Consider the following 13,934-nt stretch of genomic DNA (forward strand, 5'->3'; position numbering starts at 1 on the left):
TTTATTAAAAATTAAATGAATTTATCTATAGTTATTCCGTTACTGAACGAAGAAGACTCTTTGGAAGAGCTTTTTTCAAGAATTGATAAGGTCTGCACAACCGGTAATCTATCTTATGAGATCTGGTTTGTAGATGATGGAAGTACGGATTTATCGTGGAGTATTATTGAGAATTTAAAAGTACAATATCCTCAGATCCACGCAATTAAATTTTCCAGAAATTACGGAAAATCACAGGCACTTCATGCTGCTTTTGAAAGAACAAACGGAGATGTGGTGATCACCATGGATGCCGATTTACAGGACTTTCCCGAAGAAATTCCGGAACTCTACAATATGGTAATTAATGATAATTATGATATTGTTTCCGGTTGGAAGAAGAAGCGTTTTGATAATGTGATGACAAAAAATATCCCATCAAAACTGTTTAATGCGGCAGCAAGAAAAGTTTCCGGAGTTGAACTTCATGATTTCAATTGTGGTTTGAAAGCCTACAAAAGACAAGTGGTAAAATCCATCGACGTATATGGAGATATGCATCGTTATATTCCGGTATTGGCTGCCAATGCAGGATTCCGAAGAATTACAGAAAAAGAAGTAAAGCACCAGGCAAGACCTTACGGAACTTCCAAATTTGGAACAGAAAGATTTATCAGAGGTTTCCTGGACTTAGTAACCCTTTGGTTTGTAAGTCGTTTTGGAGGAAGACCTATGCATTTCTTTGGTGCCGTAGGAACGGTAATGTTCATTTTCGGTTTTCTTTCAGCATTGTGGCTGGGAGTTTCAAAGCTGATTGATGTGGCCAGAGGAATTTATGGACATTTAATTACCAATAATCCCTGGTTCTATATTGCATTAACAATGATGATCATGGGAACGTTACTGTTTGTGGCAGGGTTCTTGGGAGAAATGATCATCAGAACCAACCGTGAACATAAGAATTATAATATTGATGATGTGATATAAGGATAATATATTTGATGATGTGTAATTATAATGTTTATTAAAACAATCATCTGATACATGACCATTCCATTTCTTTGGAGAGATGGCAAATCGTAGATTTGACGGGGTGGTCCAATATATATTCTATCTCAATAAAACAATACAATACCTCAGAAATTTTCTGAGGTATTTTTTATTTTTACAGAAATTAATAATCAAATGCTGAAATTCAGACTTCTTTCCGTTTTCTTTCCCCTGTTTCTTATGTTTTCCTGTTCGTCTAACCAACTCATTGGTTCATGGCAATTTGTAGATGTTTATGATGGCGAAAAGCAGGAGGTAAGTCCATTGATTCAAAAAGAAAAGACTTCTCAACATGAAACAGCGGTTCTTACTTTTCACAAAAACAGGTCTTTTTCTTCAATGGATGATAGTGGGGTATACCAAAAGAGAAATAATATATTGAAAATGAAATATAATGACTTAAAAGATACAGCACAAATGAAGATTACTTATATCAACCACGATTACCTGCTTCTATTCTCAATGACTAAAAATCCTAAAACCTGGCTGTATAAAAAACTGAATCAAAAAAGGGCTGAAGAATAGGTGGACTCCAAAAAAGTCAAAAAATTGAAAATTATCAGGTATTTTATTGTCAAATGACAAAGTTTTTTAAAAATTTTAATCCTATTTTTGTTACATAATATTATTGTGAGTTCCTGAATTGGGTATGAAAATAACCTCAGGAAATTTCAGTAAGAATGATCATGCCTGATCATTACCATTAATATATAGAATATTTTAAAAATAAATATGAAGAAAGTATTGTACACATTGATGCTGGTAGCAGTAGTTTCCTGTGGGAAAGTTTCTCCAAAAGGAAATATTGAGAAGAAGGATGTGGAGGTTTCAGAGTTTGTCAATCTGGATTTGGAAGGAAAATTCAGGGTGTTTTATGCCAGAGGCCCGAAAAATTTTGTAGAAATAGAAACCTATCCCAATGTAGCCAGTAATCTTGATGTGGATGTAAACAATAAAACACTTACCATCAAAGAAAAGAGAGGTACAAAAGGTGTAGATTTTTATAATGTGACCATTTATTCAAAATACAATCTTGAAAAAGTAGCTGTTTCTGATTCTGTAGAAATGAATATTTCAAGTGAAATAAAGACAGATAATTTCAGACTTAGCATGAAAAATAATGCTACTTTTATGGGATCTGTCAATACAAGAAGGGCTGAAGTGGAAATGCATAACAGAAGCAGAGCCAACTTTTTAGGATTGACCAAAGAAGCGGTGATTAAAATTTCAGATACAGCAAGTTTAATTGCTCCTTACTGGAAAATTACCAATCTGAATATTGATTCTAAAAATGGAAATTATGCTGAAGTGAATGTAAAAGATTCTTTAAAAGGACATGTGCAGAATACTGCAAAATTCATCTATTATAACGATCCGATCAGAGCCTTTAAAATTGATAAGACAACGAAAGTTGAGAATAAAAAATTAGAGTAATTGTAGCTGGAGGGCAGAAGCTGGAAGATGGGAGTAATGGTATTTTTTTAAACTTCTTGTTTTCCGTATTAAAATTTTTCCTCCAAGCATAAAAATTTAAAAAATAAAAACAAAGCCGGAATTTTGAAGCCAGGCACAATATAACTTCCTGCCTCCAGCTTCCCTCTTCTAGCTTAAAAAAATTAGACATAAATATGACAACATTAGAAAAAGCGCAACTTTGGTTAAATGATACATTCGATAAAGAAACAAGAGATGCAGTACAATCACTGATTGATAGCAATTCGCCTGATCTTGAAGACTCTTTTTACAGAGAGCTGGAATTTGGAACAGGAGGAATGCGTGGCATTATGGGGGTAGGAACCAACCGCTTAAATAAATATACCCTGGGACAGGCTACTCAAGGGCTTGCCAACTATATGCTGAAGCAGTTCAAAGGAGAGGAAATTAAAGTGGCAATTGCTTATGATGTTCGTCACAATTCAAAAGAATTCGGAAAATTGGTTGCTGATGTTTTGACTGCCAATGGAATTAAAGTCCTGCTTTTCAAAGATCACAGACCTACTCCGGAATTATCTTTCACTGTTCGTGATAAAAACTGTAATGGGGGAATTGTGCTGACAGCATCTCATAACCCACCAGAATATAATGGGTATAAAGTATACTGGAATGACGGAGCGCAGATTGTTCCGCCACATGATGAAGCTATTATCAATGAAGTATATTCTGTGAAGTTTGACGAAATTAAATTCAATGGAAATGATGATCTGATCGAGTGGATCGGTGAGGAGCAGGATGATGTTTATATCGATGCATGTATTGAAAACTCTACGTATCAGAACGTGGGAAAAGAAAATTTAAATATTGTTTTCACTTCTATCCACGGAACAACATATACCACCGTTCCAAAAGCTTTGGAAAAAGCAGGATTTAAAAAAATAGATCTTGTTAAAGAGCAGATGATTCCAAGCCCTAATTTCCCAACCGTAGATTCTCCAAACCCTGAAGAACCGGCTGCTTTGGAAATGGCAATGGATCTGGCGAGAATTACCAATGCTGATATTGTGATCGGAACAGACCCGGATGGTGACAGACTTGGAATTGCCGTGAGGAACCTTGACGCTGAAATGCAGTTGCTGAATGGAAACCAAACCAATACAATCCTTACTTACTATATCTTAAATGAATGGAGAAAACAGGGAAGAATTACCGGGAAAGAATTCATCGGGTCTACCATTGTAACTTCGGATATCTTCTTTGATATCGCTCAGAAATTCGGTGTAGAATGCAAAGTAGGTCTTACAGGATTCAAATGGATCGGAAAAATGATCCGTGAAGCAGAAGGAACACAGAAATTTGTGTGTGGTGGTGAAGAAAGTTTCGGATTCATGACAGGAGATTTCGTACGTGATAAAGATTCTTGTGGAAGTATCCTTGTAGCCTGTGAAATTGCTGCATGGTGCAAAGCGAATGGAAAAACAATGTATCAATACATGATTGAGATTTATCAGGATCTTGGAATGTACTATGAAGGGTTGGTAAACATCGTAAGAAAAGGAAAAGAAGGAGCTGAAGAGATTCAGAATATGATGAAAAACTTCCGTGAAAATCCTCCAAAAGAATTGGCAGGTTCATTAGTGGAAGAAGTTAAAGACTTTAAGGAGCAGACCAGTTTTAACGTTTCAAAGAATGAGAAAACGGTGATGAATGATATTCCAAAGTCTAACGTACTGATCTATTACACCCAGGATGGAACAAAAGTATGCGTAAGACCTTCAGGTACAGAACCGAAGATCAAGTTTTATGTTTCAGTAAAAGATTCTGTTACTTCAGAAGCAGATTTCAGAGACAAATTAACATCATTAGAAGCTAAAATTGGAGCCGTTAAAACAGATTTAAAACTGGATTAATATCCCATTGACAGCAAATGATAAGAAAAATTATAGCAGTTTGCTTGGTGTCGGCAGCTGTAGTTTCCTGTAAGAAAGAGACTGCAGTTTCTGACATAAAGCCGGTAAACGATTCTATTGCAAAAAACGAAGCCCCCGCAGATCAGTATAAACCGATTGATACAGCATGTTCTTCAGAAAATAAGACTGAGGATTATATTACAGCTTTACAATGGTATCGTACTAAAATAGACAAAGAGATTGCAGGAAACAGTCCGGAGCAGAACAATAAAGTGTATGAAGATTATGTGAAAATCAGAGACAAATACACGGATTGTTTTAATGATTCTCAAACTGAGATACTCGATAAGTATATTGATTATCATACAGGACCGGATACCTATAATCTGCCGGATAATATAAAGAAAATGGCTGCCGAACTGAATAAAGCAGGTCTTGAGTTCCGTGAAATGGGAGAAGGGTTTACCGAAATTCATTCATTGCCAGGATATTATGAGTCTGTTTTTAAGAATAAAGTAACCCCTGATTATAGTGCTTATATTTCGCAGATGGCGAAAGATAACAAGGAAAATTACGCTATAAACGGAGGTCTGATGATAACCTGGGAAGAATTGGGAGACCGGTTGATCGTTTGGGAAAATTTAATGAATAAATATCCTAAAAGTCAATTAATCAAATCAATAACAGATAATTATTATAGTTATTTATCAGATTATCTTCTGGGAATGGATAGTGATTTGATTTATGACAGTGAAGAAGGAAAAATTTTTGATGACAAAATGGAAGAATACAACAGAATTATCAAAAAATACCCTAATTCCAGGACCGCAAAAAAAACTAAAGAACTAATAGCCGCTTATGATGCTCATACCCCTGAGGATCAGATAGGTGAGAAGCTCAATTTAAGAAGATAATATTAGTAAATTTTAAATAAGAATAAAAGTGAAAGTTTCAAAATTAGCAGCGAACCTGATCGGTTCTGAAATTGTAAAAATTGGTAACGAAGTAAATGATCTAAAAGCAAAAGGAGCAGAAATTGCCAATCTTACTATTGGTGACCTGAATTCTAATATCTATCCTATTCCAGCATTGCTGAAGGAAGAAATTCAGAAAGCCTATCAGAATAATCTGACGAATTATCCACCTGCAAACGGACTTTTATCTTTAAGAAAAGAAGTTTCCAAAGATTTGAAAACCAGATGGAATCTGGATTATGCGCCCAACGATATTTTGATCACCGCAGGTTCAAGACCGTTGATCTATGCCGTTTACAAAACCATTGTGGATGAAGGTGATAAAATCGTTTATCCAACTCCTTCATGGAACAACAACCATTATGCGTATCTTACTTCTGCCAATGCTGTGGAGGTAAAAACAAAACCTGAAACCAACTTCCTTCCTACTGCAGAGGATTTAAAACCTCATTTGGATGGAGCTGTTTTACTGGCACTTTGCTCGCCATTGAATCCTACCGGAACAATGTTTACAAGAGAGCAGCTTTCAGAGATCTGTGAATTGGTGATTGCTGAAAACAAGAAGAGAGGAGCAGATGAAAAACCGTTATACCTGATGTATGACCAAATCTATTCTAACCTTACTTTTGGAGCTGAGCATGTAGATCCAGTTTCTCTTTTCCCGGAATTGAAAGAATATACAATCTATATCGATGGTATCTCTAAATGCCTTGCTGCAACAGGAGTACGTGTGGGATGGGGATTCGGACCAGCTCATATTATTGATAAAATGAAAGCACTTCTTACACACGTGGGAGCCTGGGCACCAAAACCAGAACAGGAAGCGACCGCTAAATTCTATGAAAACCCGGAAAATGTAAATGTTTTCGTGGAAGATTTCAAAGGGAAGCTTGAAAACAGCTTAAAAGTTCTTCATGGGGGAATCCAGGATTTAAAAGGAAAAGGACTGGCTGTAGACAGTATTGAGCCGATGGGAGCACTTTATCTTACCATTAAATTAGATTATATCGGAAGAACAAAACCGGATGGAGAAGTTATTGAAAACTCTTCTGATCTTGTATTCTACCTAATCAATGATGCCGGGGTTGCCTTGGTACCATTCTCAGCATTTGGAGAAGAAAAATCTGAACCTTGGTTCCGTGCTTCTGTAGGAGGGCTTGCCATTGATGAAATTAAAGTGATGCTTCCAAAACTGGAAAATGCATTGAATGCCTTAAAATAAGTTATAAGTTATAAGTTATAAGTGAAAGTATTGTTGGGAAAAAGAGTTTTGAGCTGGCAGTAAATATTATTACAATTTATAAAAAGCTTGTTGCTGATAAAAAAGAATTTGTTCTTTCCAAACAAATATTGCGCTCAGAAACTCCTGTTGGAGCAAATATTAGAGAAGCTTTGAATGGTCAGAGTAAAAGGGATTTTATTCATAATCTCTCAATTTCTCAAAAGGAATGTGATGAAACAATATATTGGTTGGAGCTCTTATTTACTACAGAGTATATTTCTAAAGAAGAATTTGAAGATGTAAGAAATCAGGCTTCAGAAATTTTAAAAATAATACGAAGTATTATATTGACAACAAAAAGTAAAAATTTATAACCCATAACTAAAAAATAATTCCGTACGTCTCATGGATGTACGGAATTATTTATTTGATTAAATATATGAATTAATATCGATTATTATTTTATAGAAAAAAAATTAAATAAATATTAAAAATTAAGTAAACATTTTGCTTAAAACGAACTTGGAATTACCTTTGGGGGGCTTTATAAGAATAAAATAGGCCTGAAAAAAACAAAGATGAAAAAACTGAGATTTCTGCTATTACCGGCGTCAATATGGGTGTGCTCACAAGAGGTTGATACTTTAAAAATTCAGGAATTGCCTGAAGAACAGCCAAAAGTTCAAACGTATACTTTAAAAGACGGTTCTGTCAGAACCTATCCAAAGCCTAAACTGCTGGATTTTGTAACCAAATTACCCCGAAATTTTCTCAATACCAATAAAGACTTTGTCGCAAAAGATCATGCCTATTATTTAGGGGGGGCACTTGCAGCAACCCTGATTCTGATACCTGTGGATCAGAAATTAACGGATAATTCGAGAGAAATTGCCGAGAAATGGGGGATGAGCGAAGATAATACCTACAGCAAAGTAGGGGGTGTTTTTAAAATTCCTAAAGATATTGGATCTACCTTATATCTGATAGGAAATGGGTCTACGGTAGTATTGGCCGGGATTGGTTTTGGAGTTTATGGTGTAATCAAAAATGATTACCGGGCTCAGGCTACGGCAAGCGGGTTAATGGAAAGTTTAATCCTCTCAGGAGTCTTTACCCAAACGATCAAAAGAGTTACCGGAAGAGAAAGCCCCTTTATAGCAGAAGCAAATGGCAATAAAGGAGGTGCCTGGAATCCTTTTCCAAGTTTTTCAGCATTTGGAAAAAATACCTCAAACTACGATGCAATGCCATCCGGGCATTTAACGACATTTATGGCCGGGTTAACGGTTATTGCAGACAATTATCCCGATGCAAAATGGATAAAGCCTGTAGGATATACTTTAGCAGGAGCATTATGTTTTCAAATGATGCAGAGTAAGGTTCACTGGGCCTCAGATTATCCTTTAGCCTTATTGATGGGGTATTTCATCGGAAAAACAATTTCAAGAAGCAGATTTACAGTTTCGGATCCTCATGCTAAAAATACAAGATATAAACTCGATTTTCTTGCATCCCGCCAATGGGAATATAATATGGTAGGAGTGAAAGTTTCTTTTTGATTTAATAAAGCTGAGTTATTGCATAAAAACAGTGCCATAAGAAAGTTTTTTATTACTTTTGATCAGAATATAAACTATTATTCTTCCTCCTTGAGAAGGGAGATCGTAACTTCTTAATAATACTTAATTGTTTACTTAATGAAAATAATCGCTGTCATTCCTGCCCGATATGAAGCAAGCCGCTTTCCGGGAAAATTAATGCAGAATTTAGGAGAGAAAACCGTTATTATCACAACCTATCAGAATGTTGTGGAGACAGGTCTGTTTGATGAGGTATTTGTAGCAACTGATTCTCAAATTATCCTTGATGAAATTGTAAAAAATGGAGGAAAAGCTGTAATGACAGGACAGCATGAGACGGGAAGCGACCGTATTGCAGAAGCAGTACAGACTATTGATTGCGATATTGTAATCAATGTCCAGGGTGATGAACCTTTCCTAAAACTGGAACCTTTACAGCAATTGATCGAGGTCTTTAAAAATGATGATCAGCATGAAATCTCATTAGCATCTTTAAAAATAAAATTACTGGAAAAAGAGGAAATTGAAAATCCCAATAATGTAAAGGTAATTACAGACAATAAAGGTTTTGCTTTGTATTTCAGCCGATCTGTAATTCCTTTTCACAGAGAAACTTCTTATCACGTAGATTATTTTAAACATATCGGAGTATATGCATTCCGGAAAGAAGCGCTGTTGCAGTTTTCAAAACTGGAGATGAAACCTCTTGAAATATCAGAAAAAATTGAATGTATCCGTTATCTTGAATACGGAATGAAGATTAAAATGATAGAAACCAACTTCATTGGAGTAGGCATTGATACTCCTGAAGATTTGGAAAAAGCGAGAAAATTAATTTAAAATTTGAGAATCGAGTCATTTTAAAAGTGAATAAAGAAAACCAGCGGATTAGTAAATTCCCAATGAGTTGATTCACTTTCTCTGCTTTATTGGGCTTCTTGCTTTTTCGGTCAAATCCCCTTATATTTGAATTTATAAATAAAATTAATGAAGAAATTACTTTTTGTATTTGCCCTGATATTCTCGCATTTTACTTTTGCGCAGACCGCAAAAGAAATTATAGATAAAAACATTGAATTGTCCGGAGGATTAACCAATTGGAAACTTTTAAACTCAGTGTTGCTTCAGGGAAAAGTAGTTTTGGGAATTAAAGATGAATATGCTATAAAGATTTATCAACAGCGCCCAAATCTCACCAAAACAGTGATTACCATCAACGGAAAAGATACGGCAATAGAAGGGTTTGATGGGAATAAAGGGTATGCAATGAACTATGCGACCAACAAACTTCAGGAATATCCTGAATATGTTTCTGAAAGTTTTGATAATGATTTCATTGATTGGGAAAGCAAAGGTTTTGATGCTAAATACCTTGGAAAAGAAAAAGTAGGAGAGATCTACTGTCATAAAGTTGAGCTTACAAAGAATGTCAATAAGAATATGTATTATTTTGATGCAAAAACTTATATGCTTCTAAAAGAAGTTAAAAAAGATGAAACGATGGTGTATTCAGATTATAAAAAAGTAGGAAATCTTACAATGCCATTCAAAATAGAATCTTCAAGTTCTAAAAAAGATGGAGATTATGTGATGTTGCTTAATAAAATTGATATCAACAAAGTTTTTCCTGCTAATATTTTTAAGTTTTAAATTAACGCAGTTTAGCTGCAAAAAAATCTATAAAAAATGAAAAATATTTTTTTACTAATGCTTTCTTTTATAGCATTTCTGCAAAGCTGCACGAATCAAAAAAGCGAACTTTCTCAAGCTAAAACCAAAGAACTTATGGGAAAAACAATATATGACTTCAAAGTAGAAAGTCTGGATGGCAAAGAAATTAATTTTGCAGATTTCAAAGGAAAAAAAATCCTTATTGTCAATACAGCTTCAGAATGTGGTTTTACCCCACAGTATGCGGATCTGGAAAAAGTATATGAGCAGTACAAAGATAAATTGGTAATCGTAGGTTTTCCTGCCAATAATTTTGGTGGTCAGGAACCGGGAACCAATACGGAAATCGGTGCTTTCTGCCAGAAAAATTATGGAGTAACTTTTCCATTGGCAGCAAAAGTTTCTGTAAAAGGAGATGATACGGCGCCTATCTTTAAATATTTGACAGAAAAAGAATTAAATGGAGTGAAAAATACAAGTATTCTCTGGAACTTCACAAAATTCTTAATTGATGAAAATGGAAAGTTAGTAGATACTTTTGTAAGTACTACAAAACCTACAGATGATGCTATTACAAAGTATCTGAAATAAAGATAAAAAAGTATATTTACAAAGTGGATGTTTAGTTAACATCCACTTTTTTTATTTTAAAATAAATTTATACTTCCATGAAAAAAATAATCTTTATCATTTCTATCCTGGCTTCCTTTATGTTAGGATTTGCATTTAAAGCAGGTACAGAAAATACATCTGATCATATGAAAAGAGTGACCGGTATCGGCGGAATCTTTTTTAAATCCAAAGATCCTAAAAAAATGAGAGACTGGTACAAAGATCATTTGGGTTTTGAAACCAATGAATATGGAACTGTTTTTGAGTGGTATCAGGGAGCTGATAACTCTAAAAAAGGATTTAGCCAATGGAGTCCTTTCAATGAAAAAACTAACTATTTTCAACCTTCGGAAAAAGACTTTATGATTAATTACAGGGTAGAAAATCTTGAAAAACTCGTGGAAGAGCTTCAAAAAGAAAATGTAACAATCGTCGATAAGATGGAGACCTATGAATACGGTAAGTTTGTTCATATCATGGATCCTGAAGGAAATAAAATAGAACTTTGGGAACCTAACGACATTGAATATGAAAAATTGGGGCAAAAGATGAAGAGTAAAACGACAAAGTAATGCGTAAGACTCCTCAATTAACAATCGCTATTCATTAGTTTTCTCTGCGAAACAAAAAATATTGCCCAGTTTTATACTAGAGTACCCATTACTTTTAATCTTTGAAGAATTAATCATTGCCTTTGCCAGAATATCCGTAGGCAAGGGCTTTTGACTTTCCAATAATCCAAGTTTATTAGCGAACTTTATAATTCTGCTGCCCAAAACTTCTCCCGTTCTTCCAGAGTTTTTTCTTTCAAGCATTCCGGGTTTAAAAATGGTAATTTTATTGAAATGTAATTGCCTTACAGCTTCTTCGAGCTCTCCTTTCATTTTGGAATAGAAGATTTTAGACTTAGGACTAGCTCCATAAGCAGAAACCAAAATATAATCCTCTACATTATTTTCTTTGGCTGCCTTGGCAAATTCATACTGATAATCAAAATCTACCTTTTTCTGGGCTTCTTTGCTTCCTGCATCCTTTAAAGTAGTTCCCAGGCAGGAAAATGCAACATCTCCTTTCACCATTTCTTTCCATTCCTCAGGTTTTTCAAAATTGACAACATGAACTTTAAGCCTTTCATTTTCAATATCAACAGGTTTTCTCACAAAAATATCCACTTCCTCAAAATCCTTGTCATTGAGTAACTGATTGACTAAATCTTTTCCTGTAGCGCCTGTAGCACCGATTACTAGAGCTTTCATAACAATCTATTTTGAGGTGATGGTATTTTCCTTTCTTAAATTTACTAAATTTGATTTAAAGTTTATATATTTTTTCTGTTATTAAACAACATCTCAGAACATCATCATTTTTATTATATTGCTACCTATAAACGAAAAACATGGATGCCAACGAAATTTTAGACTATTGTCTTGCCAAAAAAGCAGTTACGGAAAGTTTTCCCTTTGATAACGAAACTCTTGTGATGAAAGTGGACACTAAAATGTTTTTGCTTATGGGACTTGAAAGACAGCCATTAGCCATTAATGTGAAAACAGATCCTGAGTGGAGTGCAGAGCTTCGTGAGCAATATCCTCAGATTACAGGGGCTTATCATATGAATAAAACCCATTGGAATTCCGTTTCACTAGATGGCTTAAAGAGAGAACTCATCTTAAAGTTAATAGATCATTCCTATGAATTGGTATTTAAATCTTTAACCAAGAAGGCTCAGAATGCAATTAATGAGTCTTTATAAGACGGAGAATAAGGTGTCCAATATTCTTTTTAAGGCATGCATTTTGTTGTCTGCTTCCCAGTAAATAGTTGAAAATCATATTCACAAAATAAAATTTAAATGAAAAAAAATCTTACATTACTAATGGCTGCAGGAGTATTATCCGTTACACTATTCAGTTGTAATAAGAGTGATAAGAAACCTCTTTCTGAGAATACTGAGGCAAAATCTGAAAAATCAAATCCGTCTGATAATCAGGAAAACTTAAAATTAGAATTTACGGGTACAGATCATTTTACCATAAAAAACCCAAAATTGAAGGTGAGTTTATATGCCCATGATCCACTTTTAGCTGATGCTCCCGCTACATTAATTACAGAAAAAGAGTATGAGCAAACATCAGTTCCTTTCACTATTGACCTGCCAATACCTAAAGATGCTGCAAGCCGTATTGACCCCAAAGCTGCAGAAGGTATGAAATATTATGTCTCAATAGAATGGGATTCTGACGGAAACGGTAAAGCAGGTGAAAAAAGAGATATCTATATAGACCATGATAAAGAATTCCCCAATGTGAAATTGAACGGTGAACCACAAAAGGTCTATTTAAAAATACTAAAATAAAAATTATTAAGCTGTTTCATGCACATTGTATGAAACAGTTTTTATTTTAAAAATTAAATTCTTCGGTTAATCTTTTATCCTCATCCAGTCTTTCAATCAGTTTTTCCAGTCCTTCAAATTTTATTTCATCATGAAGGAAGTCTCTGAACCTGACTGTAATTTTCTCATCATAAATATCTCCGTCAAAGTCAAGGATATACACTTCAACAGTTAACTTTTCTCCGTTTACCGTTGGGTTGGTTCCAACGCTCAACATCCCTTTATATTGATTTCCTTTTACTTCAACTTCAACAATATAAGCTCCTTTTTTAGGTAATAGCTTGATTGATTCTGTGTCGATATTGGCTGTGGGATAACCAATGGTTCTTCCGATCTTTTTTCCGTGAACTACAGTTCCGGAAACAGAGTAGGAGTACCCCAGCATTTCATTGGCTTCTTTAATGTGTCCGGTTAAAAGAGCATTACGTACTTTCGTTGAACTGATATTATTTTCGTGAATATTGATTGCTTCCATTTGTTCAACCTCAAAATCAAGTTCTTTGGATAATTTTTGAAGCAATTCAAAATTTCCGCTTTTATTTTTTCCGAAAGAATGGTCATAACCTATAATCAGGTACTTAACATTGAGTTTGTCAATTAAAATCTGACGCACAAATTCTTCGCCGGTTAAATTTCTGAACTCTTCATCAAATTCTTTCAGGAATAAATGAGCAATACCATATTTTTCAATAAGCTGCTTCTTTTCTTCTAATGTATTCAGAAGCTTTAGATCTTCATTAGGATTAAAAATAAACCTGGGATGTGGCCAAAAAGTAAGAATCGCTGTTTCCAGATTGTTTTCTGTACCTATTGTTATCAATTCATCAATGATGCTTTTATGCCCAAGATGTACCCCGTCAAACATACCTAAAGACAATGCTAAAGGCTTTTGAGAAGAATAATCTGTAAAATTTTTGAAAACTTTCAAAACGGAAAAATTTTGACTGCAAATATAGAAATAATGTGCCAATCTATCAATATAACAGTGTATCAATAATTTCAATGATAAATATTGTTACATTGCTAAAATGTTATATTGCTACATGACTGAAAAAAGCATGATAAAAATCTTTTTTTTACCAATTGTAGGTTTATGAAGAATCACTA

General features: G+C 34.4%; 16 protein-coding genes. 14 read left to right on the forward strand and 2 right to left on the reverse strand.

The genetic code is table 11. From position 1 onward, the window contains the following. The first annotated feature begins 15 nt into the window (after positions 1–15). The 12 genes from JML65_RS15855 to JML65_RS15910 all read left to right on the forward strand — a co-directional run bounded on the left by JML65_RS15855 (position 16) and on the right by JML65_RS15910 (position 11,004). On the forward strand, positions 16–966 hold the full coding sequence (locus JML65_RS15855; protein WP_047495800.1) for a glycosyltransferase family 2 protein: 951 nt from the start codon (positions 16–18) through the stop codon (positions 964–966). Positions 967–1,164: 198 nt separating this feature from the next. Then, on the forward strand, positions 1,165–1,554 hold the full coding sequence (locus tag JML65_RS15860) for a lipocalin family protein (protein WP_202271381.1): 390 nt from the start codon (positions 1,165–1,167) through the stop codon (positions 1,552–1,554). A gap of 207 nt (positions 1,555–1,761) precedes the next feature. After that, the gene (locus JML65_RS15865; protein ID WP_047495796.1) at positions 1,762–2,463 is read left to right on the forward strand and encodes a GIN domain-containing protein; all 702 of its coding nucleotides are present in this window, start codon (positions 1,762–1,764) and stop codon (positions 2,461–2,463) included. Positions 2,464–2,657: 194 nt separating this feature from the next. Next, complete coding sequence (locus JML65_RS15870) at positions 2,658–4,373, forward strand: phospho-sugar mutase (RefSeq protein ID WP_202271382.1); 1,716 nt, start codon at positions 2,658–2,660, stop codon at positions 4,371–4,373. Positions 4,374–4,390: 17 nt separating this feature from the next. Further along, positions 4,391–5,287: a hypothetical protein gene (locus JML65_RS15875; protein ID WP_202271383.1), complete on the forward strand. Its 897-nt coding sequence runs from the start codon at positions 4,391–4,393 to the stop codon at positions 5,285–5,287. Between the two features lie 28 nt (positions 5,288–5,315). Further along, positions 5,316–6,569 (forward strand): pyridoxal phosphate-dependent aminotransferase, encoded by a 1,254-nt coding sequence (locus tag JML65_RS15880; protein ID WP_202271384.1) that lies wholly within the window; start codon positions 5,316–5,318, stop codon positions 6,567–6,569. A gap of 29 nt (positions 6,570–6,598) precedes the next feature. Continuing rightward, on the forward strand, positions 6,599–6,943 hold the full coding sequence (locus JML65_RS15885) for a four helix bundle protein (protein ID WP_317194081.1): 345 nt from the start codon (positions 6,599–6,601) through the stop codon (positions 6,941–6,943). A gap of 204 nt (positions 6,944–7,147) precedes the next feature. After that, the gene (locus tag JML65_RS15890) at positions 7,148–8,128 is read left to right on the forward strand and encodes a phosphatase PAP2 family protein (protein WP_202271385.1); all 981 of its coding nucleotides are present in this window, start codon (positions 7,148–7,150) and stop codon (positions 8,126–8,128) included. 138 nt (positions 8,129–8,266) lie between these two features. Further along, positions 8,267–8,989: a 3-deoxy-manno-octulosonate cytidylyltransferase gene (kdsB, locus tag JML65_RS15895; RefSeq protein WP_202271386.1), complete on the forward strand. Its 723-nt coding sequence runs from the start codon at positions 8,267–8,269 to the stop codon at positions 8,987–8,989. 147 nt (positions 8,990–9,136) lie between these two features. Next, positions 9,137–9,799 (forward strand): histidine kinase, encoded by a 663-nt coding sequence (locus JML65_RS15900; RefSeq protein ID WP_202271387.1) that lies wholly within the window; start codon positions 9,137–9,139, stop codon positions 9,797–9,799. A gap of 36 nt (positions 9,800–9,835) precedes the next feature. Further along, positions 9,836–10,411 (forward strand): glutathione peroxidase, encoded by a 576-nt coding sequence (locus JML65_RS15905; RefSeq protein ID WP_084083954.1) that lies wholly within the window; start codon positions 9,836–9,838, stop codon positions 10,409–10,411. A gap of 77 nt (positions 10,412–10,488) precedes the next feature. Continuing rightward, the gene (locus JML65_RS15910) at positions 10,489–11,004 is read left to right on the forward strand and encodes a VOC family protein (protein WP_317194080.1); all 516 of its coding nucleotides are present in this window, start codon (positions 10,489–10,491) and stop codon (positions 11,002–11,004) included. A gap of 27 nt (positions 11,005–11,031) precedes the next feature. On the opposite strand, the gene JML65_RS15915 is transcribed toward JML65_RS15910, so the two are convergent. Beyond that, positions 11,032–11,688: an NAD(P)H-binding protein gene (locus tag JML65_RS15915; RefSeq protein ID WP_202271388.1), complete on the reverse strand. Its 657-nt coding sequence runs from the start codon at positions 11,686–11,688 to the stop codon at positions 11,032–11,034. Between the two features lie 140 nt (positions 11,689–11,828). On the opposite strand from JML65_RS15915, the gene JML65_RS15920 reads away from it, so the two are divergent. Both JML65_RS15920 and JML65_RS15925 read left to right on the forward strand, forming a co-directional pair. Next, positions 11,829–12,185: an MmcQ/YjbR family DNA-binding protein gene (locus tag JML65_RS15920; protein ID WP_047495765.1), complete on the forward strand. Its 357-nt coding sequence runs from the start codon at positions 11,829–11,831 to the stop codon at positions 12,183–12,185. 99 nt (positions 12,186–12,284) lie between these two features. Beyond that, the gene (locus JML65_RS15925; protein WP_237390906.1) at positions 12,285–12,788 is read left to right on the forward strand and encodes a YbaY family lipoprotein; all 504 of its coding nucleotides are present in this window, start codon (positions 12,285–12,287) and stop codon (positions 12,786–12,788) included. Positions 12,789–12,834: 46 nt separating this feature from the next. On the opposite strand, the gene JML65_RS15930 is transcribed toward JML65_RS15925, so the two are convergent. Beyond that, a complete protein-coding gene (locus JML65_RS15930) occupies positions 12,835–13,755 on the reverse strand; it encodes a bifunctional riboflavin kinase/FAD synthetase (protein ID WP_047495759.1) in 921 nt (306 codons plus the stop codon). Positions 13,756–13,934: the final 179 nt, after the last annotated feature.

The organism is Chryseobacterium sp. KMC2 (assembly GCF_016756935.1).
Taxonomy (GTDB): domain Bacteria; phylum Bacteroidota; class Bacteroidia; order Flavobacteriales; family Weeksellaceae; genus Chryseobacterium; species Chryseobacterium rhizosphaerae.

Excerpts from the sequence above, each read along its gene's own strand:
- JML65_RS15870 (WP_202271382.1), top strand. The coding sequence starts at position 2,658 with ATGACAACATTAGAAAAAGCGCAACTTTGGTTAAATGATACATTCGAT.
- JML65_RS15915 (WP_202271388.1), bottom strand. The coding sequence starts at position 11,688 with ATGAAAGCTCTAGTAATCGGTGCTACAGGCGCTACAGGAAAAGATTTA.
- JML65_RS15900 (WP_202271387.1), top strand. The coding sequence starts at position 9,137 with ATGAAGAAATTACTTTTTGTATTTGCCCTGATATTCTCGCATTTTACT.
- JML65_RS15910 (WP_317194080.1), top strand. The coding sequence starts at position 10,489 with ATGAAAAAAATAATCTTTATCATTTCTATCCTGGCTTCCTTTATGTTA.
- JML65_RS15890 (WP_202271385.1), top strand. The coding sequence starts at position 7,148 with ATGAAAAAACTGAGATTTCTGCTATTACCGGCGTCAATATGGGTGTGC.
- JML65_RS15860 (WP_202271381.1), top strand. The coding sequence starts at position 1,165 with ATGCTGAAATTCAGACTTCTTTCCGTTTTCTTTCCCCTGTTTCTTATG.
- JML65_RS15905 (WP_084083954.1), top strand. The coding sequence starts at position 9,836 with ATGAAAAATATTTTTTTACTAATGCTTTCTTTTATAGCATTTCTGCAA.
- JML65_RS15875 (WP_202271383.1), top strand. The coding sequence starts at position 4,391 with ATGATAAGAAAAATTATAGCAGTTTGCTTGGTGTCGGCAGCTGTAGTT.
- JML65_RS15925 (WP_237390906.1), top strand. The coding sequence starts at position 12,285 with ATGAAAAAAAATCTTACATTACTAATGGCTGCAGGAGTATTATCCGTT.
- JML65_RS15855 (WP_047495800.1), top strand. The coding sequence starts at position 16 with ATGAATTTATCTATAGTTATTCCGTTACTGAACGAAGAAGACTCTTTG.
- JML65_RS15865 (WP_047495796.1), top strand. The coding sequence starts at position 1,762 with ATGAAGAAAGTATTGTACACATTGATGCTGGTAGCAGTAGTTTCCTGT.
- JML65_RS15920 (WP_047495765.1), top strand. The coding sequence starts at position 11,829 with ATGGATGCCAACGAAATTTTAGACTATTGTCTTGCCAAAAAAGCAGTT.
- kdsB (WP_202271386.1), top strand. The coding sequence starts at position 8,267 with ATGAAAATAATCGCTGTCATTCCTGCCCGATATGAAGCAAGCCGCTTT.